Genomic DNA, 21,605 nt, shown 5'->3' with positions numbered 1-21,605 from the left:
GGAGTGGTGACCGCCGAGTCCCTGCCCGCTGAGCTGCGCCGTGCGATCGTGCAGATCGCTCGCACGCCGCGATTGCTGGTCGCATGCGACTACGACGGGACCTTGGCTCCGATCGTGACCAATCCGGACGAGGCGCGCCCGCGATCCGAGTCGGTGGGCGCGCTGCGCTCGCTGGCCGGGCTGCACGAGACGACCACCGCGGTCATCTCCGGCCGCGCGTTGCGCGACCTCGCCATCCTGTCGCGACTGCCGCACGAGGTGCACCTCGTGGGCAGCCACGGTTCCGAGTTCGACATCGGCTTCGTGCACGAACTGGACGCACAGGCCCGCGACCTGCACCGGCGGGTCGAGCAGGAGCTGGAGCGCATCGCCGGCGCCGTGCCGGGTGTGTCGCTGGAGGTCAAGCCCGCCAGCATCGCCGTGCACGTCCGCCGCGCCGAGCGCGACGCCGCCGCCCGCGTGCTCGACGAGGTCCACAGTGGACCGTGCACCTGGGAGGGTGTGACGACGACCGACGGCAAGGAGGTCGTCGAGCTGGCGGTCGTGCAGACCGACAAGGGCCGCGCGCTGGACACGCTGCGCCACCAGGTGGGCGCCACCGCGGCGATCTTCCTCGGCGACGACGTCACCGACGAGAAGGCGTTCGCGCGGCTGGCCGGCCCCGACCTCGGCGTGAAGGTCGGCGACGGCGAGACGCTGGCGACGTACGCGGTGCCCGGAACCGAGGACGTCGCGACGGTGCTCGCCTTCATGCTGGAGGAGCGGCGCAACTGGCTCTACGGCGAGCAGGCCCCGCCGATCGAGCGGATGTCGATGCTGTCCAACGAGCGGGCGGTCGCGCTGGTCACCCCGGACGCCCGGCTGACCTGGATGTGTCACCCCGGCCCGGACGCGCCCGCCGTGTTCGCCGACCTGCTCGGCGGCAACAGCGCGGGACACTTCTCGATCAAACCGCACCACAACGGCCTGCCGCTGGGCCAGCGGTACCTGCCGAACACGATGACGGTCGAGACCCGCTGGTCACGACTGCTGGTCACCGACTACCTGGAGCCCGAGGGCCCGCCGCACCGCACCGACCTGGTGCGCGTGGTGTCGGGCACCGCCGCCGCGTCCGTGGTGTTCGCGCCGCGGCCCGAGTTCGGCGGGGTGCCGGTGCGACTGGTGCCGGATCCCGAGGGCCTGCGCGTGCTGGGCACGTCCGAGCCGTTCGTGCTGCGCTCGCCAGGGGTGGCGTGGGAGATCACTTCGGACGGCCTGCACGACACCGCCACCGCGCTGGTCCAGCCTGCCCAGGACGCGCCGGTCGTGCTCGAACTGCGGTGCGGCACCACGGATCTGACCGAGCACGATCTGTCCGAGCCGGACCGTCGCGCGCGGGCCGGTGCCTACTGGAGCGACTGGGCCACCACCCTCAAGTTGCCGAACGTGGAGCCGGAGCTGGTCGCGCGCTCGGCCCTGACGCTGCGTGGCCTGTGCAACGCCGACACCGGCGCGGTCCTCGCGGCCGCCACCACGTCGCTGCCGGAGGAGATCGGCGGCGTGCGGAACTGGGACTACCGCTACTGCTGGGTGCGCGACGCGGCGTTCACCGTGCGCGAGCTGGTCGGGCTGGGTTCGCTCGTCGAGGCCGAGGGCTACCTGCGGTGGCTGCACGGCGTGCTGTCGACGCTGGCGGGCCCGGAGCGGCTGCACCCGCTGTACACGATCAACGGCACCCAGCTCGGTGCCGAGGCCGTGATCGACTCGCTGCCCGGATACGCCGGGTCGCGGCCCGTGCGGGTCGGCAACCTGGCGAACCACCAGGTGCAGCTGGACGTGTTCGGCCCGGTCGTCGAGCTGGTGCGTGAGCTGGCGCAGGTGCGCGGCGAGCTGCGGGACGAGGACTGGCAGCTGGTGCGCGCGATGGCCGAAGCCGTCACGCGGCGCTGGTCGGAGCCCGACCACGGCATCTGGGAAGAGCGGCACGTGCCGCGGCACCGCGTGTACTCGCGTGTCATGTGCTGGGTGACGGTCGACCGCGCGATCAGGCTCGGTGAGGTCTACGGGCGCGAGATCCCGGCGGGCTGGCACGAGCTGCGCGAGGAGATCGCGACGGACGTGCTGACGCAGGGCTGGAACGACGAGGTCCAGGCGTTCACCACGGCCTACGACGGCACCGACCTGGACGCGGCTTCGCTGTTCGTCGGCCTGGCCGGGCTGATCGACCCCTCCGACGACCGGTTCCAGTCGACGGTGACCGCGATCGAGGCCGAGCTGCGCAGCGGTTCGACGGTGTACCGCTACCGCCGCGACGACGGCCTGCCCGGCGGCGAGGGCGGCTTCCACCTGTGCGCCGCGTGGCTGATCGAGTCGTACTTGCTGACCGGCCGCCGCACCGAGGCGGAAGAGCTGTTCGAGCAGCTGGTCGACGCGGCGGGCCCGACCGGTCTGCTGCCGGAGCAGTACGACCCGGTCGCGGAACGCTCGCTGGGCAACCACCCGCAGGCGTACTCGCACCTGGGCCTGATCCGCTGCGCGAAGCTGCTGTCCGGCGCCTGACCGACGACGGCCGCGGCCCCCTCCGGCTGGTCCGGAGGGGGCCGCTTCCGGTTCAGACGACCGGCTGGATCTCGGGCGGCAGGATCGGCGGCTGTCCCGTCGTCCAGATCGCCCTGATGGACATCCGGTCGAAGCGCCACCCGTCGGGCGTGCGCCGCAGGTCCGCGTCGTAGTGGCCGCCCACGGTGAAGACCGGGTTCGCGTCCGCGCCGCGCCGTTCGAGCGTCGCCTCCCGGTGAACGTGGACCATCAGGGCGTTCCACGAGGCCGTCGCCGCGTTGCCGTCGATGTCGGTCAGCAGGTCGGTGGCCAGGTGCTGGGTGCGGACGAACCGTCCGACGGAATCCGCCGTGTGCCGCACGGCTTCGGCGCCCTCGGACACCCCGAGCGGGGTCACCATCCGCACCTCGTCGGTGAAGTAGTCCCGGTGCCAGTCACCGTCGAACTTCCGCTCGTCCAGCGCCCGGAAAAGGCGGCTGACGAGTGCGCTGATCTCGATGTGCTCCATGCCGGCAGCCTCGTCCCTCCAGTGCACTGGAGGTCAAGTCACGCGTAGTTCGCCGCGTGCAGCGCCGCCGCCACCGAGTCCACCTCCAGCACCCGGATCCCGTCCGGCAGCTTCCCCGGATCCGGCGGCACCAGCGCGTGGGTGAACCCCAGCCGCGCCGCCTCCGCCAGCCGCCTGCCCGCGCCGCTGACCCGCCGGACCTCTCCCGCGAGCCCGACCTCGCCTACGACCACCAGCCGTGGCGACAACGCCGTGTCCCGCACCGACGACCAGAGCGCCAGCAGCACGGAGAGGTCCACGGCGGGCTCGGTGACCTTCATGCCGCCGACCGTCGCCGAGTACACGTCCCGATCGCCCAGCTTGATCCCTCCGCGCTTCTCCAGCACGGCGAGGATCATCGCCACCCGCGCGGAGTCCAGCCCGCTCACGGCACGCCTGGGCTGCGGCGCGCCGGCGGCGCCGACGAGCGCCTGCACCTCGCACAGCAGCGGTCGCTTGCCCTCGACCGTGACCGTCACCGCGGTGCCCGGCACGGCGTCCTCGCGCCGGTTCAGGAACAGCCCGGACGGATCGGGCACGCCGACGATGCCGTCCTCGCGCAGTTCGAAACACCCGATCTCGTCCGCGGGACCGAACCGGTTCTTGACGCCACGCACCATCCGCAGCGTCGAATGCCGGTCGCCCTCGAAGTGCAGCACGACGTCGACCAGGTGCTCCAGCACCCGCGGCCCGGCGACCGATCCGTCCTTCGTGACGTGCCCCACCAGCACGACCGGCAGCCCGCGCTCCTTGGCGAGCGCCACCAGGCCGGCCGTCACGGCACGGACCTGCGTGACGTTGCCCGGCGCTCCCTCGACCTGCGGCGAGGCCATCGTCTGCACCGAGTCGACGATCAGCACCCCCGGTTTGACGGCGTCGACGTGCCCGAGGATCGCGGAGAGATCGCTTTCGGCGGCGAGAAACATCCGTTCGTGGACGTTCTGGGTGCGCTCGGCCCGCAGCCGGACCTGGCCCGCGGATTCCTCACCGGTGACGTACAACGCGGGCCCGGACCCGCCACGCGCCCACTGATAGGCCACTTCGAGCAGCAACGTCGACTTGCCGACACCGGGCTCCCCGGCCAGCAGCACGACCGCCCCCGGCACGAGCCCGCCGCCCAGGACCCGGTCCAGCTCGCCGACACCCGTGGTGCGCGCCCGCGCGGCCTCGATGTCGACCTGCCCGATGGGCCGCGCCGGGGCACTGGGCGCACCGGCGGCCACCCTGGCTATCGCCGGACGTGCGTCACCGCGCTCCTCGAGCGTGCCCCACGCCTGACATTCCGGGCAGCGGCCCACCCACTTGGCGGCCTCGTACCCGCACTCACCGCAGCGGTAGCTGGTGCCCTTCTTGACCATGCACCGCACGCTAGCGGTCACCCCCGACAGTTCCGGTGCAGTCCCCTGATCAGCCAGGCGTGCCCGCTCCGTCGAGGAGCTGGGCGGTAGCCGCCCACAGACGGCGTTCCCGGTCGCGGTCGTGGGCGACGGGCCGCACCTCGGTCACCCTGTCGATCACCACGAACGCACCGTCGCGCAGGTTCGCCCACTTGTCGTCGAGCGCGACCGAGGCCAGTGCGGGCCCGGAGCGTTCCGGGGTGGCGACCCCTGGCAGGCGCGCCAAGCCGCGCCCGATCGCCTGCAGCGCTGGGGGCGCGCCCCGGCCCAGTCCGGTGCCCGGCATCCAGCCTGGTTCGAACACCGACACGTTGATGCCCGGCCCGGCGTGGCGCTGGAGCTCGTGGGCGTAGTACAGGATCGCCAGCTTGGCATTGGCGTAAGCGACACCCGCGGCGGTGAAGCCCGGATTCCTCTCTCCGGTCGCGGGCCGGGCGATCTCGACGGGGTCGCGCCACTTCGCGCCGGGCACGCCCAGGATCCGCCGGCCGAGGTTGGCGCTGTAGACGTTCGAACCGAGCAGGACGACGCGAGCGGGCCCGGTGAGTGAGCCGAGCAGATCGCCGATGAGACGGGCGTGCGCCAGGTAGTTCACGGCGAAGGTCATCTCGTAGCCGTCGGCGGAGGCGACGCGGGTGTCGGTCGACATGCATCCGGCGTTGGCGATCAGTGCTCGCAGGGGCCGTACCGCTCCGGAACCGAGCAAGTCCCGCACGGCTGCCGCCGCGGCCCGCGCGTCGGCGAGCCGGGACAGGTCGCAGCCGATCTCGTGGACCTTCGCCCCGCGTGCGCGGGCCTCGTCGGCGACTTCCGTGAGCGCCGTTCCGCCACGGCCAACCAACAGCAGGTCGGGGCGTTCGTCGTCGGGGCGGTCCGCCATGGCGAGGGTGGCAGCCCGGCCAAGGCCCCGGGTCGGCCCGGTGATCAGTGTGGTGGTCATGGGTCGAGCTTCCGAGCACGGCGGACGGTCAGCCAGCCGTCCCCTTGTCCTGGGAATGCCGGGGCCAGGACAACGACCGCGGCCGGCGCGCACACTGAACCCGTGGAGTCGTGGGAGTTCGGCCGGACGGTGCGCCGGTGGCGTGATCGCGTGGCGCCCGAGACCGTCGGCGTTCCGGTCGGACGTCGCCGCCGGGCGAGCGGGCTCCGACGCGAGGAGCTGGCCGGGCTCGCCGGGATCTCGGCCGACTACCTGACCCGGCTGGAGCAGGGGCGCGCAACCGCGCCCTCGGCGCAGGTGGTGGAGGCGCTCGCACGAGGGCTGCGCCTGTCCGACACCGAGCGCGACCTCCTCTACCGGCTGGCCGGCCACGCCGCGCCCGGACTCGACGTCGTTCCCTCGCGCGTCACCCCGAGCGTGCAGCGGCTGCTCGACCGGCTGGCGAACACCCCGGTCGTCGTGTATGACGCCACCTGGACGCTCGTCCTCGCCAACGCGCCTTACGACGCGCTCATGGGCGAGACGTCGACCTGGCGCGGGATCGAGCGCAACGCCATCTGGCGCAATCTCGCCGGACTCGGCATCCGCACCGTGCACACCGCGGCAGAGCAGGCCGACCACGAGGCGCTTCTCGTCGGTGACCTGCGTCTGACCGCCTCCCGGTATCCCGCCGACCGAGCGATCCGGCGGCTCATCGGCGAGCTCGCGGACAAGAGCCCGCGCTTCGCCGAACTCTGGGATTCCGACGCCCCGGCTCCGGTGCCGGACCCGTCGAAGCGGAAGGTCATCGACCACCCAGCGGTCGGCCGGATCACGCTCGACTGCGACACGCTCATCGTCGCCCTGGACGATCTGCGCATCACGGTCTACACCGCCGAGCCCGGTACGGAGGACGCCGAGCGCCTCGCGCTCGCCGTCGTTCTCGGCACCCAGACGCTCGTCGAACGGGACTAGTGACCGCCGCTTTCCTGCGAGGCGGGCGCCTGGCAGCTCAGCTCGACGGTGGGCGCGTGGACCGGCATCTGCACGGTCACCGGGCCGGCGTCGCGGAAGGTGAAGGTGACCGGCACGTTCTGGCCCGGCCACACGACGCTCTTGATGCCCTGCAGCACGACCGATCCGAAGCCGACCTGGGCTGCGTCACCGGTCGGGCCCGCGGCGGCGGACGAGGTCGGCGACGACGTGGCCGAACCCGACGTGGAGGTGGGTGCGGAACTGGAGGACTGCTCGATCGACTCGCTCGTGTTCGCCGGGCCGATGACCAGCGTGCTGCCCGCCACGATGTTCTGCTGACCGTCGATGGTCGCGGTCGCGGCGCTCGGGCTGCTCACACTGACCAGCTGGTCGTCGGACACGCCGTCGTTGGCGATCACCAGCGCGAGCGGCGCGTTCGACCCGGAGGCGTAGGCCTGCTGGCAGTCGTTGCGGTTGACCAGGCCGGCGTCCCGCAGGTTGAGCTTGCCGACCTGCGCCATCGCGCCGTTGACCGCGGGCAGCATGGTGGCGGTCTGGGTGATCTGCCCGGCCCCGCACCCGGCGAGAGCCAGAGCGGCACCGGCGGCGACCACGCTCGCGCCGACCACACGACGATTCTGCAGCCTCACGGTCTCAGTCCTCCCTAGAGCGGTACGGCCCGATCCTAGCTGTGGCGCGAAGCGGCTCCGTTGAGGGTGGTGGTGGGCAGGCGGGCGGGACCTAGCCGTGGCGCGGAAGGCCGCCACCGAGGGTGCGCCGAGGGGCCGAAAAACCGTCCACAGTGGATCGGATCCCGAATGTCGACAGGGTTCCCCGCCACCTGCATGAGCATGCACTTTATCGGTTTGTCAACCCCCCGGATGGCCCCTGACCTGCGACGACGATCTCGGCCCGCTAGGTGGGCCCCCTCGCTGCGTGCTAAGATGGACGCAGCGAAAGGGGCAGAGGACACATGGTTTTCAAGGTCGGAGAGACCGTCGTCTACCCGCACCACGGTGCCGCACTCATCGAAGCGATCGAGACCCGTGTGATCAAGGGCGAGGAGAAGCAGTACCTCGTCCTCAAGGTCGCGCAAGGGGACCTCACGGTTCGCGTGCCCGCAGACAACGCCGAGATCGTCGGCGTGCGGGACGTCGTGGGCCAGGATGGTCTGAACCGGGTTTTCGACGTGCTGCGAGCGCCGCACACCGAAGAGCCCACGAACTGGTCTCGTCGGTACAAGGCCAACCTGGAGAAGCTCGCCTCGGGCGATGTGAACAAGGTGGCCGAAGTGGTGCGCGACCTCTGGCGGCGCGAGAAGGATCGCGGCCTGTCCGCCGGCGAGAAGCGGATGCTGGCCAAGGCCCGGCAGATACTGGTCAGCGAACTCGCCCTGGCGGAGGGCACCGACGAGGGCAAGGCTGAGACACTGCTCGACGAGGTCCTGGAAACAGCGGCCGTCTAGAGCACCGGGCTGACCTCGCGAGATGCGCACACGTCTGTGCGGACGCGGCTCGTCGCGCGAAGTGAGCACCCGGCGATGAAGGTCGCAGCGCTCCTCATCGCCGACCCCGAGGGGCCGGATCCACGCGCGTCCGTGCACGGTGCGCCGCTGCTGCGGCACGCCGCACTCGGTCTGCTCGGGGCCGCGGACCGCCTGGTGGCGGCGGTCCCCCAGTCCCTGCTCGGGGACTGTGAACTGATCATCAGGTCCGTACCCGGCGCCGGTTCCCGGTGCCGGGTACTGGCTTGTGGTCCCGACCGGGACCTCCGGCAGGCCATCGAGGCCGCCGGACCCGCCGACGTCGTCCTGGTGCACGACGTCGCACGTCCGTTCGTCCCGCCCGCCACCGTCCGCGCGGTGGCCGAGGCGGTGTTCGCCGGGGCAGAGGCGATCATCCCGGTGCTACCCGTCACCGACACCGTCAAACTCGTCGAGCGCGGCGTGATCGCCGGAACGTCGGACCGTGACGGGCTGCGGGTGCTGCAGGCGCCCGTCGGCTACCGTCCCGACCTGCTCGCCAGGCTCTGCGCGCACGGCGCCGACCCCCTCATCGACCTGCCCGGTACGGTGCGGACCGTGGCCGGGCACCCAACCGCGCTCCGGCTCACCACCGCCTTCGACGTGGCCGTCGCGGAGGCACTACTCAGGGAGCAGGGTTGAGGATCGGGACCGGGGTCGACGTCCATCCGATCGAAGAAGGCCGCGAGTGCTGGATCGCCGGTCTGCTGTGGGAGGGCGTGTCCGGGTGCGCGGGCCACTCCGACGGCGATGTGGCGGCGCACGCGCTGTGCGACGCGATGCTGTCCGCCGCGGGTCTCGGCGACCTGGGCGCGGTCTTCGGCACCAGCGACCCGCGCTGGGCGGGCGCGCACGGCGCGGAGTTCGTCGCCGAGGCGCGGCGGCTCGTGGAGGCCGAAGGCTGGCGGCTGGGCAACGCGTCGGTGCAGGTCATCGGCAACGAGCCGCGTATCGGCAAGCGCCGTGACGAGGCCCGGGACGTGCTGAGCAAGGCCGCGGGCGGCGCGGTCAGCGTCAGCGGCACGACCACCGACGGGCTGGGCCTGACCGGTCGCGGCGAGGGCATCGCGGCGGTGGCCACGGCGTTGTTGCTGCCCGCCGGATGAAGTCACAGCCGACGGGACCGCCGCGCCGGTAGCCTGAGGTCTGTGACGATTCAGGCGGTGATGTTCGACTTTTCCGGCACGCTGTTCCGGCTGGAGCAGAACTCCAGCTGGCTCTCCGAACTCACGACCCCGGACGGCGCCCCGCTCGACGTCGAGGCCCAGACCGAGCTGATGCGCCGCATGACCGCCCCGACCGGGCAGGTCGTCGAACTGTCCGCGGAGTACCAGTACGCGTGGGAGAACCGGGACCTCGACCCGGCGCTGCACCGCAAGATCTACCTTGAGGTGCTGCGCAAGTCCGACATCGCCGACCCGCGGCAGGCCGAGGCGCTCTACGACCGCCTGATCGACCCCGCCGAGTGGACGCCGTACCCGGACACCGAGGCCGCGATCAAGGACACCGCCGCCAAGGGCGTCAAGGTCGGCGTGCTGAGCAACATCGCCTTCGACATCCGGCCCGCGTTCGCCATGCGTGGCCTGACCGAGTTCATCGACGCGTTCCTGCTCTCCTTCGAGGAGGGCTTCATCAAGCCGCAGCCCCAGGTCTTCCAGCTGCTCATGGACAAGCTCGGGGTCGCGCCGGAGAACACGTTGATGGTCGGCGACAGCGAGGAGGCCGACGGCGGGGCGAAGGCGCTCGGGTGCGAGTTCGCCCTCGTCGACCCGCTGCCGACCACCGAGCGCCCGGACGGCCTGCTCACGGCCCTGCGTTCCTACGGGGTGGTGTAGGGGGTGTCCTCGGAGCCCCAGGCCGCGCTCTTCAAGCCCATCGGCCGGACTCCGAGGACACCCCCTCACCGGCGTCAAGGTGACCCGTACCATTTCAGGGTGGCCCTTCATCTGTACGACACCGCGAGCAGGAGCGTGCGGGAATTCCATCCCGCCCGTAGCGGAACGGCGTCCATGTACGTGTGTGGGGCCACCGTGCAGGGCATCCCGCACATCGGGCACGTCCGCGGCGCCCTGAACTACGACGTCCTGCGTCGCTGGCTGCTCCACAGTGGACTCGACGTGCTGTTCGTCCGCAACGTCACCGACATCGACGACAAGATCCTCACCAAGGCCGCCGACGCCGACCGGCCGTGGTGGGAATGGGCTGCGACGCACGAGCGCGCCTTCGAGGAAGCCTACGAGGTCCTCGGCTGCCTGCCGCCGTCCATCGCGCCCCGCGCGACCGGGCACGTCACGCAGATGGTGGAGCTGATACAGCGCCTCATCGACGGCGGCCACGCCTACGCCTCCGGCGGCGACGTCTACTTCGCCGTGTCGACCTTCCCCGGTTACGGCGAGCTGTCCCGCCAGAAGCTCGACGAGGTGCAGCAGGGTGAGACGCTCGCCGAGGCCAAGCGCGACCCGCGGGACTTCACGCTGTGGAAGAGCGCGAAGCCGGGCGAGCCGTCGTGGCCGACGCCATGGGGCGAGGGCAGGCCGGGCTGGCACCTGGAATGCTCGGCCATGGCGACCACCTACCTCGGGTCCGAGTTCGACATCCACGGCGGCGGCGTCGACCTGGTCTTCCCGCACCACGAGAACGAGCGGGCGCAGTCGAACGCCGCCGGTGACGGGTTCGCGCGGTTCTGGCTGCACAACGCGTGGGTGACGCTGTCCGGCGAGAAGATGTCGAAGTCGCTGGGCAACGTGGTGTCGATCGAGGCGATGCTGCGCAACTACCGGGCGGCCGAGCTGCGGTACTACCTGGTGCAGCCGCACTACCGGTCCACGATCGAGTACTCCGACGGCGCGTTGTCCGAGGCCGCGCAGGGCTACCGGCGGATCGAAGGTTTCCTGCGTCGCGCGGCGCAGCGGACCGGCGCGGTCGAGCCCGGTGAATTGGCTCCGGAGTTCGTCACCGCGATGGACGACGACCTGTCCACGCCCGCGGCGGTCGCGGCCGTGCACAACCTGGTGCGCGAGGGTAACGCGGCACTGGATTCGGGCGATGACGACAAGGCGCGCGCGGCCGCCGGCTCGGTGCGCGCGATGATGGGTGTGCTCGGGCTGGACCCGCTCGCACCGGAATGGGCGGAGAGCTCGACGGCGGAGACGCCGGCGAGGGTCGCACTGGCCGAGTTGGTCGAGGCGATGCTCGTGGAGCGCCAGGAAGCGCGCGCCGCGCGTGACTTCGCCCGTGCCGACGCCGTGCGCGACCGCCTGCTCCAGGTGGGAATCACGGTCGAAGATACTCCCGATGGTCCGGTGTGGACCGTGAAAGAAGCTTAGATGGCTGGCAATTCGAAGCGTCGTGGTGCGATCCGCAAGGAGGGCACCAAGAAGGGCGCGGTAGTCGGTTCGGGCGGTCAGCGCCGCCGGGGGCTTGAGGGCAAGGGCCCGACACCCCGTGCGGAAATGCGTCCAGGGCATCCGAAGCAGCGCCAGGCCGCAGCCGCCGCGAAGCGCGCCGAGAAGGCCCGTGACCGCAAGGAGGGGCCGGAGATCATCGCCGGCCGCAACCCGGTCGTCGAAGCGCTGCGGGCCGGTGTCCCTGGCACGACGCTGTTCGTGGCGTTGAACGTCGACGCCGACGACCGCGTGACCGAGGCGGTGCGCCTGGCCGCGGACAAGGGGATCTCGATCCTGGAGATCCCGCGCGAGGAGCTGGACCGCAAGACCAACCGCGCGGTGCACCAGGGGCTCGGGCTGCAGGTGCCGCCGTTCGAGTACCAGCACCCGGACGACCTGCTGGCCATCGCGAAGGACTCCGGCGACCCGCCGCTGCTGGTGGCGCTGGACGGGGTGACGGACCCGCGGAACCTGGGCGCGATCGTCCGGTCCGCGGCGGCGTTCGGGGCGCACGGCGTGCTGCTGCCCTCCCGTCGCAGCGCGGGCATCACGGCCGTCGCGTGGCGGACGAGTGCCGGCACGGCGGCGAAGATGCCGATCGCGATCGCGACCAACCTGACGCGGCAGCTGAAGCTGTGGGCGGAGGAGGGCGTGATGATCGCGGGCCTCGACGCCGACGGCTCCGTCGACATCGACAATCTGTCACTGGCGACGGACCCGCTGGTCGTCGTGGTCGGTTCGGAGGGCCGCGGCCTGTCCCGGCTGGTGCGTGAAACCTGCGACGAAACGGTGTCCATCCCGATGGCCGCCGGAGTGGAGTCGCTGAACGCCTCGGTCGCGGCCGCGGTACTGCTGGCGGAGGTCGCCCGCCGCCGCCGCGTCACCGGCCGCATCTGAGCCGCTCCGCCGCTCGCTCACACGCCTCGCGACGAAGCGGTGAGTTTCACTCCTTCGGGCCAACGGCGTCGGCTAAGGTCAGCACGCTGAGCCGGTTACTCGGGGGGACTCCAGGTCGATGTCGTTCGCTTCACCGTTGTTCCTGTGGTACTTCCTGCCGGCGGTCCTGCTCGCCGTGCTGGTGTTGCCCAGGAGCTGGCGGAACGGCATCATCGCGGTCGCCAGCCTGGTCTTCTACGCCAGCGGCGCCGGCGCGTTCACCCTGTTGCTGCTGGCCTGCATGGTGGTCAACTTCGCGGCCGGGACGGCGCTCGAACCGAACCCGTGGCAGCGGCAGCGGTCATCCGGGAAGCGTTCGCTGCTGATCGGCGTGATCTGCTTCGACGTCGGCATCCTGGTGGTCTGGAAGTACGCCGGGTTCGCGACACAGCAGATCGACTACTTCACCCAGCTGTTCGGCGGCTCGTTCCCGGTCGCGCACTTGGCGTTGCCGATCGGGATCTCGTTCTTCACGTTCCACCACATCTCCTACGTCGTCGACATCTACCGCGGTGAGCGGCGGGCGCTGCGGAACCCGGTGTCGTTCGTGACCTACATCGCAATGTTCCCGCAGCTGGTGGCGGGCCCGATCGTCCGGTACCGGGAGATCGCCGACCAGTTGCCGCAGCACCGGTCACACCGGCTCGACGACCTCGCCGCCGGTTTCCCACGGTTCGCGCTGGGCCTGTGCAAGAAGGCGATCATCGCGGATTCGCTGAGCCCGATGGTCGAGGCGTGTTTCGCGACGTCGTCGGAGGACATGACGTTCGCGATCGCGTGGCTCGGCGCGGTGGGGTACACGCTGCAGCTGTACTTCGATTTTTCGGGATATTCGGACATGGCGATCGGCCTGGGCCGGATGCTGGGGTTCCGGCTGCCGGAGAACTTCGCGCGGCCGTACTCGTCGGTGACGGTGACCGAGTTCTGGCGGCGCTGGCACATGTCGCTGTCCCGCTGGTTCCGCGACTACGTCTACATCCCGCTCGGCGGTAACCGCTCAGGCGCCGCGAAGACGTACCGGAACCTGTGCATCGTGTTCGTGCTGACCGGCTTCTGGCACGGCGCGAACTGGACCTTCCTGGTGTGGGGCTGCTACCACGGGCTGCTGCTGATCATCGAACGCCGGTTCGGCTGGGACCGCACCCCGTCCGCGGTGGCCTCCAGGGTGGGCCGCCGGTTCCTGACGCTGGTGCTCGTCGTGTTCGGCTGGGTGTTCTTCAAATCGGCCGACATCGGGCACGCGTTCACCATGATCGGCCACATGTTCGTCCCCGACTTCGACGGCCTGACCGACATCGTCGAGGCGGCGCTGACCAACCAGCGGGTGGTGATCCTGCTGGGCGCACTGGCGATCTTCGCCCTCCCTGCCACGCCGGTGACCGGACCACTGCTGGAGTCCGCGAGATCCCGGGGAGCGGTCGGCCTGCGCATCGGAGTGATGACAGCGGGGGCCCTGTACGCGGCGATTCTGGTCGCGAACGGGACGTTCAGCCCGTTCCTGTACTACCAATTCTGAGGGGACGCCCGCGCCGGAAGCGCGGGGAACCGCCGTCGAGGGGTTGACGGTGTCGTTCAGGCCGTTGTCGGGTCGCCGATCCGGCCGATCGCCGCCGAAGGCTCTCGCACAGGGACGAGCCACTCCTGGAAAGCTTCAGCCAAGCGCTGTCGCGTATCCGCCAGCAACTTGTCACCCAGCGGATTCACACAGTATTCCACGACCGCGCGGTGGTGATCGGGGCTCTTGCAGATCAGAACTGCGAGAACCCGAAACACGAGAACCATCGTTTTGCCCTTGGCGATCAGCCCCGCAATTGTCATCAACTTCACGTGTTTCCAGAGGTTCTTCACGACGGACTTCACGATCACGGGTTCGAGCGGCATCCGGTTCGCATCTTGACGAGCTTTGATGACCGCCTCCGCAACCCAGTCCGGCACCTTGTCCACGAGCTTGAGCCCCTCGTCCACGGCGTGGGCCAGCTGAGCGAAAACCTCACACCAGAAGTGATCCGCCATCGCCCGACGAGCGTTCTCATCGAGGGCGTCACCGACGTCCTTCTCGACATCCTTCAGGACGCTTTCGTGCAAGTTCTTACCGAGACGGTCAACCTGGTGCGCAACGGCGGGCCTGACCTGAGACGCGCCCGGTTGCTCCTCAGGTCCGTCTCCGGGGTCATCGCCTTTCTCGCCCCGGGCTGGCCTGTCAGCTCGGCCAAACCCTTTGGCCGACACCTGTTCGGGGGCCTCCGGCGAATCACGTCGTGTGGAAGCCGGGCCGGGGGACGCCTCCGACTCCCGCTGTTCCCTGGGTTCCCGCTGCTCCACGGGCCGGCTGTCCCGCTTGTGCGCCCGGCGCGGAAGGTCGTCCTCCGCCACAAGCTGATGCTTCCGTGCCGCGTCCTCTCGCAACCAGGACATGAGTTGAACCTTGCAGAGATTCGCGAGCGCCGCCTTGAACCCCCGCGTCGGCTTCTTCGTTCCTCTCTCTTCGCGTTTCGCGACCTCCGCCCGCCATCGTTTCTCGATGCCACGACGGAGATCGTCGAGATCCTTCGGATCCTGCTTGACGACGATCCGGACAGCACCTTCCCAACCGTGTCGAGTACCGGCGCACCAAGCACAACGACACGTACGGCTCGTCGCATTCTCACAGTTCGGATAATGGCTTGTTCTTCGCACAGAGCCCCCAGACCCGAGCGCACGTGAACCGTTTACCAAATTTTCGCGGCGGTTCGTGATGCGAAGTACCGCTGATTCGGCGAACTTCGGTAAGTCACCGGAAGCTACTCGAAAAGAGGTATTGATGGTCTGTGTGAGTTAACGAAGATCGCGAGTGGCTAGCGCTGTCCCTGGGTGGTGCGGAACCGCCGGAAGCCGCGGTGCTCGTAGTTCGGCAGCGCGTGCGGGTGGTCGAGGTTCGAGGTGTGCAGCCAGACTCGGCGGACGTTCGGGGTGAGGTTCCATGCCTCGGTGACCGCCAGGGTCAGTGCGTAGCCGCCGAGGCCCTTGCCCACGAATTCCGGTACGAGGCCGAACGTGGTGATCTCCACGGAGCCCGACGGGGACACCAGGTAGTCCGCCAGGCCGGCGATGTCCGTGCCGTACCGGAAGAGGCGGGCGGCGAGTCCGGGGCGGGTCAGGTAGTCCGCCCACTCGTCGTCGGACCAGGTGGTGCTCGGCCAGTGGTACGGGCTGCCGATCCGGACCGTGGTGGTACGGATCAGCGGCGAACCGGCGGGCAGAACATCCAGTGACAGACCGGGGACGGCCGGGGCCGGGAGCAGGTCACCACGGCTGGCCATTTCGACGTGCGTGACGAGTTCTTCCACACGGCCCAGCATGCCAGCTACTTCTGCCCGTACCCTCGTAACTTCTCGACCACGTGGGCGATCTCCCAGGGCGGCAGCACCCGGGGAGTGCCCGCCGAACGCGCCAGCAGCCACACGTGGCACAGCCACTCCAACTGCTCGGCCCGGCTGTACGCGGCCGCGAGCCCCTCGCCGTAAGTGATGGTGCCGTGGTTGCCCAGCAGACAACCCCGGCGGCCCTCCAGTGCGGCGAGCATCGACGACGCCAGCTCCTCGGTGCCGTACGTCGCGTAGCCGGCCACGCGTGCGGATGGGCCGATGGTCGCCAGCATGTAGTGCACCGCGGGAACCTCGTCGACCAACGTGGATACCGCGGTGGCGTGCACCGAGTGCGTGTGGACCACCGCGGTGACCGGCGCACCGTCCGGGTCGGTCGCCTTCGTGTACACCGCCAGGTGCATCGGCATCTCGCTCGTCGGGCGGAGCTGGCCCTCCACAAGGGACCCGTCGAGTGACACCACCGGGATGTCCTCGGGCGTCAGGACTCCGTAGTCGACCCCGGTCGGCGTCACCGCGATCAGCTCGCCCGATCGCGCGGAGATGTTGCCGGACGTGCCCACCACGAGCCCGTCGGAAGACAGCCGCCGCGCGTACTCGCACACCGCTGCCCGTTCGTCGGCCAGCATCACAGGCGCCACAACCCTCGTGCCGCGGTCAACGACGCCTGGTAGTCGGCGTAACCGCGCTGGTAGAACTCGGCGTTTTCGGGCACGAACGACACGGTACGGGAGCTGCTCGCCCACAGGTCCCGGTCGTACGGCTGGTTCAGCGCCTCGGCCGCGACCAGGACGGCACCCCGCGCCCCGACACCCGGATCGCTCGGGATCACGATCGGGCGCCCGAGCACGTCGGCGAAGATCTGCGTCCACTCGGCGGACCGCACGCCACCGCCGCACGCGTAGAGCCGCCCGGACAGCCCGGCGGCCTCGAAGCAGTGCCGTGCCGCGTAGGCGATCGACTCACACAGCGCCCGCACCACGTCCGCCCGCCCGTGTTCCAGGCTCAGCCCGGCGAACTGCGCCCGCGCGCTGGCGTCGACGAACGGCGCCCGCTCCCCCGACGCGGACAGGAACGGCAACGCCCGCACACCGGCCGCGCCGGGTGGGCTCTGCGCGAGCAGCGGCCCGATCCCGGTGACCTCGATGCCGAGCAGGCGGCAGATCCAGTCGATGCTCGCGGTGCCGACCATGGCAGGCATCGCGTGCAGGTACTCGCCGGGCGTCGGCGTGGACAGGAACATCCCGGCGGGCTCGCCCTCGCCGTCGAACTCGGCGCTGTCCGTGAGCACCTGGCAGGCCAGAGTCGTGCCCGCGGTGAGGATGCCGTCACCCGGCTCGCGCACGCCCGCGCCGATCGCGCTCGCGGGCAGGTCGAACGGACCGGCCGTCACCGGCAGCCCTTCCGGCAGCCCGAGCAGCTCGGCGCCGTGGCGGTTCAGGGAGAACACCGCCTTCGGCGCGGCCGGCTCGGCCAGCAGGCCACGCCGGTGCGACAGCCCGACCGCCGCGATCGCGCCCTCGTCGTACCGCCGCGTCTTCGGGTCGAGGAACGGCAGGGACGCATCCGACACGTCGACCGTGATCGCGCCCGTCAGCCGCTGCACGACGGCGTCGACGCAGTATCCCGCGACCACGGCGCGGTCCAGCACCTCCGGCTCATGGGTGTCCAGATAGGACAGAATCGCCGCGGCGCAGCCCGGGAACATGCCGGAGCCGGTGCGCCGGAACACCTCGCGGGACACCCCGTCGGCCTGCCACTTCGCGAGCAGCGCGTTGGCCCGGCCGTCGAGCCAGGAGATGGCGGGCCGCACGGCGTTGCCGTCCTCGTCGCGCAGCCACACGCCGTCGCCCTGTCCCGTCAGCGCGAGCGCGGTGACCGGCGCGTCCAGCCGCGCCGCGACCTCGCGCACGACGGTCGCGACCGTGCCGATGACCTGGTCGAGGTCCTGCTCGACCAGGCCGCCCGGCAGGTGGTGCACCTCGGACGGCGTGCATGCCTGGTGCAGCGACACCCCGACCTCGTCGAAGACGACGGCCTTCGTCAGTGAAGTACCGATGTCGACGCCGATGATCATCGCAGCACATCCGGGTTGGCGACGTTGGCCAGCTGCTCCCCACGCGCGTAGCGGCCGACCTCGGCGGCGACGATCCGCGCGGCACGCTCCGCGGTCTGGCGGCTGGCGCCCGCGAGGTGCGGTGTCGCGATGACGTTCGGGGCGTCACGTAGCGCCCAGTCCGCGGGCGGCGGCTCGACGTCGTACACGTCGAGGGCGAGCGCACCCAGTCGTCCGGACTTGAGCAGACCGGGCAGCGGCGCGTAGTCCAACAGCCCGCCACGAGCGGAGTTGACCAGCACCGCGCCTTCGGGCAGCAGCGCCAGACGCTCGCCGTTGATCAGGTGGCGCGTCTCGTCGGTCAGCCTCGCGTGCAGGCTCACCACGGAGCAGCGGCGCAACAGGTCCTCCAGCTCGACCAGTTCGGCGCCGTCCGCGGCGATCTGTTCGCGCTGCGCGTACGGGTCCGCGACCAGCACCTTCGACCCGAACGCCACCAGCACCTTGGCCACGCGCGAGCCGATGGCGCCGTAACCGACCAGGCCGACGGTGGTGCCCTCCAGCTCCAGACCGGCGTTCGGGTAGGCGTAGTAGTCGCCGCGCCAGGTGCCGCCCAGCAGCTCCGCCGACGATGTCGAGATGCGGCGCATGGCGGCGAGGATCATGCCGATCGCGAACTCGGCGGCGGCGGTCGCGTTGCGCCCCGGCGCGTACGTGACCGCGACGCCCGCCTCGGTGGCTGCCGGGAGGTCGACGTTCACCGGCCCGCCCCGGCATACCGAGACCAGCTTGAGGCCGGGCGCGGCGGCGAAGACCTTCTTGGTGAACGGCGCCATCTGGGTGACCGCGACCTCGGCACCGGCGAGGGCCTCGATGACCTGGTCCTCGGTGCCGCTGGCCTCGTGCACCCCGCCGACCGGCCCGAACGGCTCGACCGGCCACGGCAGCGACAGCTCGGCGAACTCGGGCTCGGCAGGCACCTCGGCCCGGACCGCGTCGGCCAGCAGGTTGTTGCCGACGAACTCGTCTCCCGCGCACAGAACGCGCACTTTGGCTCCTCCTTGAACCCGCCGGGCCTCAGCTGGCCGCGTGGACCTTCTCGTAGTCGGTGATGTGGGCGACCTTGGCCGCGCTGGGCGAACCGGGGTCGAACTCGTATCCCAGCCATTCGGTGACGATCTTCTTCGCCAGTTCGGCTCCGATGACCCGGGCGCCGAACGTGATGATCTGGCAGTTGTTCGACTTCACGGACCGCTCGGCAGAGTATGAATCGTGCGCGACGGTCGCGCGCACACCCGGCACCTTGTTCGCCGAGATCGCCACGCCGATACCGGTGCCGCAGACCAGGACGCCGCGCTCGGCCTCGCCGTTCGCGATCTTCTCCGCCGCGGCCAGGCCGAAGATCGGGTACGCGCGGTCGTCGTCCGGGCTGTCGACCCCGAGGTCGATCACCTCGGTGACCCGCTCGTCGGCACGCAGCAGCTCCCGCACTTCGTTCTTCAGCAGCACGCCCGCGTTGTCCGCGGCCACCACGACCCGCATCAGTTCCCCTCCTTGTCCAGTGCTTCCCCGATCGCCGTGACGATCAGGGCGAACGAGGTCGCGCCCGGGTCGGCGTGCCCCTTGCTGCGCTGCGCCAGCCGGGCCGCGCGTCCCTTGGCGGGCACCAGGTTCGCGGTCTCCTCGGCGGCGAGCGTGGCCGCCTGCGCGGCCTTGCGCCACGCGTCCGGCAGCGCGGCACCGGCTTCGGCCTGCTTGCGCAGCGCCTGCCGGAACGGCTCGATCGCGTCGAGCATGGTTTTCTCGCCCAGCTCGGCCTTGCCCAGCTCGGTGAACGCCCGCACCGCACCGTCCACGGCGTCGGCGACGACGGCCGTCGTGATCTCGTCGGCCCGCAGCCCGGCGCCCGTTTCGGCGAGCAGGACTCCGTACAGGGCCCCCGACGCACCGCCCGCGGCATCGGCGAGAGCGGTTCCGGCGGCCAGCAACGTGTCGGCGACCGGGGAACCGGCCGCTTCGCGCGCGGCCGAGACGGCGGCCCGGATCCCGCGGGTCATGCCCAGCCCGTGGTCACCGTCCGCGGCGACCGCGTCCAGGCGGCCCAGCTCGTGCTCGTTCTCCTCGATGCTGCGCATGGCCGCGGTCAGCACGCGGTCGACGACCTCGATGCCGTCGCCCTCCGGCCGGTCCAGCTGCTTGTCCACAGTGGACGACAGGGCGACCGGCTCGAAGATGGCGCCGCCGCTGCGGTAGCCGGGGGTGTCGCACGGTGCTCCGTACAGTTCGGCCAGCTCGTCGTCCAGCACCAGGACCGACAGCGACACCCCGGCCATGTCCAGCGACGTGACGAACTCGCCGACCTCCGTGTGCACCGGGGTGTGGCCCGCGGCGGCCAGGCGCTCGTGGATGCGGCCGTAGGTCACGAACATCTCTTCGTACTTCGTCCGGCCCAGCCCGTTGACCAGCACCGCGACCCGGCCGTCGCCCGGCGGCAGCTCGGGCAGCAGACCGTCGACCAGCTCGTCGGCCAGCTCCGCGGCGCCGAGGCGGCCGACCGTGCGGACGCCCGGCTCACCATGGATGCCCAGCCCCAGCTCCATTTCGGACTCACCGACCGTGAACAGCGGCTGCTCCGCGCCCGGCAGCGTGCAGCCGCCGAAGGCGACACCGAACGTGCGGGTGTTCGCGTTGGCCCTGACCGCCGCCGCGTGCACCCCGGCGAGGTCGTCACCGCGCTCGGCCGCGGCACCGGCGACCTTGAAGACGATGAAGTCACCGGCCACGCCACGGCGTTTCTCCGGCGCGTCGGCCGGACCGCTGGCGATGTCGTCGGTGACCAGGATGGTGCGGCTCTGGATGCCCTCTGCGGCCAGGCGGCGCGCGGCGAGACCGAAGTGCAGGACGTCGCCCGCGTAGTTGCCGTAGGCGAACAGGACTCCGGCGCCCGCCTCGGCGGCCCGTGCGGTGCGGTAGACCTGCTCGGCACTCGGGCTGGTGAACACGTCACCGACCACCGCCGCGTCGGCCAGCCCGGGACCGACCAGCCCGGCGAAGGCCGGGTAGTGCCCGCAGCCACCGCCGATGACCACCGCGACCTTGCCCTGGCGGGGTACACCGCGGCCGAGCACGCCGTAGGCGCCGGGCACCTTGCGAACCTCACGGCCGTAGGCGGTGACGAAGCCGTCCAGCCAGTCCCGTTTGAACGTCGCGGCCGTTCCCAGCGTGGTCATGAGCGCACCAGCTCCCCGGCGAGGTAGGCCAGCAGCAGCTTCCGGACGTCGTGGTTGGACTCCGCGACCCGCGCGGCCAGCTCCAGCGCGTCCGGCTTCGGCGGGTACGTCGGGTTGGGCAGCGCGATCACCGTGAGCCCGGCGGCCGCGGCGGCGCGGATGCCGTTGCTGGAGTCCTCGACGCCGAGGCACTGCTCGCCGCGGAAGCCGAGGCGGGACGCGGCCTCGGCGTAGACGTCCGGGCTGGGTTTGCCGCGCGGGACCTCCGCGCTGGACACGGTGGCCTGGAACTCCCCGGTCAGCCCGTGCGTCTCCAGCACCGCGTCGATGACCCGGCGCGCGGCGGAGGACGCGAGCGCGACCGGGACGCGGGCGGCGACGTCACGCACCATCGCCTCCGCACCGTCGAGCAGCGGGGCCTCGCCGGCCGCGATCGAGGCGATCATGCCGTCGACCACGGCCTTCTCGACCTGCTCCGGGGTTTCCGGGGTGCCGCTGCGCTCCGCCAGGTACGCGGCCCATTCGGGCGCGCTCATGCCCTGGACGGTCCCGGTGTCAGCAGGCGTCCACTCGACACCGTGGGCAGCGGCGTACGCCACCCAGTTCTCCTCCCAGAGGTGTTCACTCTCGACCAGGACCCCGTCGAGGTCGAACACCACCGCGGCGAAACCCATCGAACAACCCCTTTCACGCCGTTGGTGTTAAATTAACACCGGATCCGAGATTTGTCACGGGAG

General features: G+C 70.8%; 21 protein-coding genes. 9 read left to right on the top strand and 12 right to left on the bottom strand.

Annotated features, from left to right (window positions below):
* Nucleotides 1-6 precede the first annotated feature (6 nt).
* Nucleotides 7-2,538 carry a trehalose-phosphatase gene (otsB, locus tag HNR02_RS12140; protein WP_179773294.1) on the top strand — a complete coding sequence of 844 codons (2,532 nt, stop codon included), beginning with the start codon at nt 7-9 and terminating at the stop codon, nt 2,536-2,538.
* A gap of 52 nt (nt 2,539-2,590) precedes the next feature.
* Here otsB and HNR02_RS12135 read toward each other — a convergent pair whose 3' ends face one another.
* From HNR02_RS12135 to HNR02_RS12125, 3 genes are read right to left on the bottom strand one after another with little or no spacing between them, the layout of a single operon-like run.
* On the bottom strand, nt 2,591-3,046 hold the full coding sequence (locus HNR02_RS12135) for a nuclear transport factor 2 family protein (RefSeq protein ID WP_179773293.1): 456 nt from the start codon (nt 3,044-3,046) through the stop codon (nt 2,591-2,593).
* Between the two features lie 38 nt (nt 3,047-3,084).
* A complete protein-coding gene (gene radA / locus HNR02_RS12130) occupies nt 3,085-4,443 on the bottom strand; it encodes a DNA repair protein RadA (protein WP_179773292.1) in 1,359 nt (452 codons plus the stop codon).
* Nucleotides 4,444-4,492: 49 nt separating this feature from the next.
* Entirely contained in the window at nt 4,493-5,422 is a 930-nt protein-coding gene (locus tag HNR02_RS12125; protein ID WP_179773291.1) for an SDR family NAD(P)-dependent oxidoreductase, read from the bottom strand.
* Between the two features lie 102 nt (nt 5,423-5,524).
* Between HNR02_RS12125 and HNR02_RS12120 the strand changes: the two genes are divergently transcribed.
* A complete protein-coding gene (locus HNR02_RS12120) occupies nt 5,525-6,376 on the top strand; it encodes a helix-turn-helix transcriptional regulator (protein ID WP_179773290.1) in 852 nt (283 codons plus the stop codon).
* On the opposite strand, the gene HNR02_RS12115 is transcribed toward HNR02_RS12120, so the two are convergent.
* Nucleotides 6,373-7,026, bottom strand: a complete 654-nt coding sequence (locus HNR02_RS12115) for a copper chaperone PCu(A)C domain-containing protein (RefSeq protein WP_312860978.1) — start codon at nt 7,024-7,026, stop codon at nt 6,373-6,375. The genes HNR02_RS12120 and HNR02_RS12115 overlap by 4 nt on opposite strands.
* Before the next feature lie 323 nt (nt 7,027-7,349).
* On the opposite strand from HNR02_RS12115, the gene HNR02_RS12110 reads away from it, so the two are divergent.
* From HNR02_RS12110 to HNR02_RS12080, 7 genes are all read left to right on the top strand, one after another.
* Nucleotides 7,350-7,841, top strand: coding sequence for a CarD family transcriptional regulator (locus tag HNR02_RS12110; protein ID WP_020417039.1), 492 nt, complete (start codon nt 7,350-7,352; stop codon nt 7,839-7,841).
* A gap of 75 nt (nt 7,842-7,916) precedes the next feature.
* Nucleotides 7,917-8,540, top strand: a complete 624-nt coding sequence (locus HNR02_RS12105; RefSeq protein ID WP_179773289.1) for an IspD/TarI family cytidylyltransferase — start codon at nt 7,917-7,919, stop codon at nt 8,538-8,540.
* Entirely contained in the window at nt 8,537-9,004 is a 468-nt protein-coding gene (ispF, locus tag HNR02_RS12100; protein WP_179773288.1) for a 2-C-methyl-D-erythritol 2,4-cyclodiphosphate synthase, read from the top strand. The genes HNR02_RS12105 and ispF overlap by 4 nt, the downstream gene beginning before the upstream one ends.
* Before the next feature lie 42 nt (nt 9,005-9,046).
* Entirely contained in the window at nt 9,047-9,733 is a 687-nt protein-coding gene (locus HNR02_RS12095; protein WP_179773287.1) for an HAD family hydrolase, read from the top strand.
* Between the two features lie 99 nt (nt 9,734-9,832).
* Nucleotides 9,833-11,224 carry a cysteine--tRNA ligase gene (gene cysS, locus HNR02_RS12090; protein ID WP_179773286.1) on the top strand — a complete coding sequence of 464 codons (1,392 nt, stop codon included), beginning with the start codon at nt 9,833-9,835 and terminating at the stop codon, nt 11,222-11,224.
* Complete coding sequence (rlmB, locus tag HNR02_RS12085; RefSeq protein ID WP_179773285.1) at nt 11,225-12,181, top strand: 23S rRNA (guanosine(2251)-2'-O)-methyltransferase RlmB; 957 nt, start codon at nt 11,225-11,227, stop codon at nt 12,179-12,181.
* 118 nt (nt 12,182-12,299) lie between these two features.
* Nucleotides 12,300-13,736: an MBOAT family O-acyltransferase gene (locus HNR02_RS12080; RefSeq protein WP_179773284.1), complete on the top strand. Its 1,437-nt coding sequence runs from the start codon at nt 12,300-12,302 to the stop codon at nt 13,734-13,736.
* A gap of 56 nt (nt 13,737-13,792) precedes the next feature.
* On the opposite strand, the gene HNR02_RS12075 is transcribed toward HNR02_RS12080, so the two are convergent.
* The 8 genes from HNR02_RS12075 to HNR02_RS12040 all read right to left on the bottom strand — a co-directional run bounded on the left by HNR02_RS12075 (nt 13,793) and on the right by HNR02_RS12040 (nt 21,542).
* Complete coding sequence (locus HNR02_RS12075) at nt 13,793-14,305, bottom strand: hypothetical protein (RefSeq protein ID WP_179773283.1); 513 nt, start codon at nt 14,303-14,305, stop codon at nt 13,793-13,795.
* 749 nt (nt 14,306-15,054) lie between these two features.
* Entirely contained in the window at nt 15,055-15,558 is a 504-nt protein-coding gene (locus HNR02_RS12070) for a GNAT family N-acetyltransferase (protein ID WP_179773282.1), read from the bottom strand.
* A 5-nt stretch (nt 15,559-15,563) separates the two neighbouring features.
* Nucleotides 15,564-16,214: a class II aldolase/adducin family protein gene (locus tag HNR02_RS12065; RefSeq protein ID WP_179775870.1), complete on the bottom strand. Its 651-nt coding sequence runs from the start codon at nt 16,212-16,214 to the stop codon at nt 15,564-15,566.
* The gene (locus tag HNR02_RS12060; RefSeq protein ID WP_179773281.1) at nt 16,211-17,659 is read right to left on the bottom strand and encodes an FGGY-family carbohydrate kinase; all 1,449 of its coding nucleotides are present in this window, start codon (nt 17,657-17,659) and stop codon (nt 16,211-16,213) included. The genes HNR02_RS12065 and HNR02_RS12060 overlap by 4 nt, the downstream gene beginning before the upstream one ends.
* On the bottom strand, nt 17,656-18,687 hold the full coding sequence (locus HNR02_RS12055) for a 2-hydroxyacid dehydrogenase (protein ID WP_179773280.1): 1,032 nt from the start codon (nt 18,685-18,687) through the stop codon (nt 17,656-17,658). Before HNR02_RS12055 ends, HNR02_RS12060 begins: the two co-directional genes overlap by 4 nt.
* 28 nt (nt 18,688-18,715) lie before the next feature.
* Nucleotides 18,716-19,180, bottom strand: coding sequence for a ribose-5-phosphate isomerase (locus HNR02_RS12050; protein ID WP_179773279.1), 465 nt, complete (start codon nt 19,178-19,180; stop codon nt 18,716-18,718).
* Nucleotides 19,180-20,868, bottom strand: a complete 1,689-nt coding sequence (gene dhaL, locus HNR02_RS12045; RefSeq protein WP_179773278.1) for a dihydroxyacetone kinase subunit DhaL — start codon at nt 20,866-20,868, stop codon at nt 19,180-19,182. The genes HNR02_RS12050 and dhaL overlap by 1 nt, the downstream gene beginning before the upstream one ends.
* On the bottom strand, nt 20,865-21,542 hold the full coding sequence (locus HNR02_RS12040) for an HAD family hydrolase (RefSeq protein ID WP_179773277.1): 678 nt from the start codon (nt 21,540-21,542) through the stop codon (nt 20,865-20,867). Before HNR02_RS12040 ends, dhaL begins: the two co-directional genes overlap by 4 nt.
* Nucleotides 21,543-21,605 lie beyond the last annotated feature (63 nt).

Source organism: Amycolatopsis endophytica (assembly GCF_013410405.1).
Classification (GTDB): domain Bacteria; phylum Actinomycetota; class Actinomycetes; order Mycobacteriales; family Pseudonocardiaceae; genus Amycolatopsis_E; species Amycolatopsis_E endophytica.
Note: the sequence above shows the minus strand (reverse complement) of the source record. Positions and strands in the feature narration are given on the sequence as shown.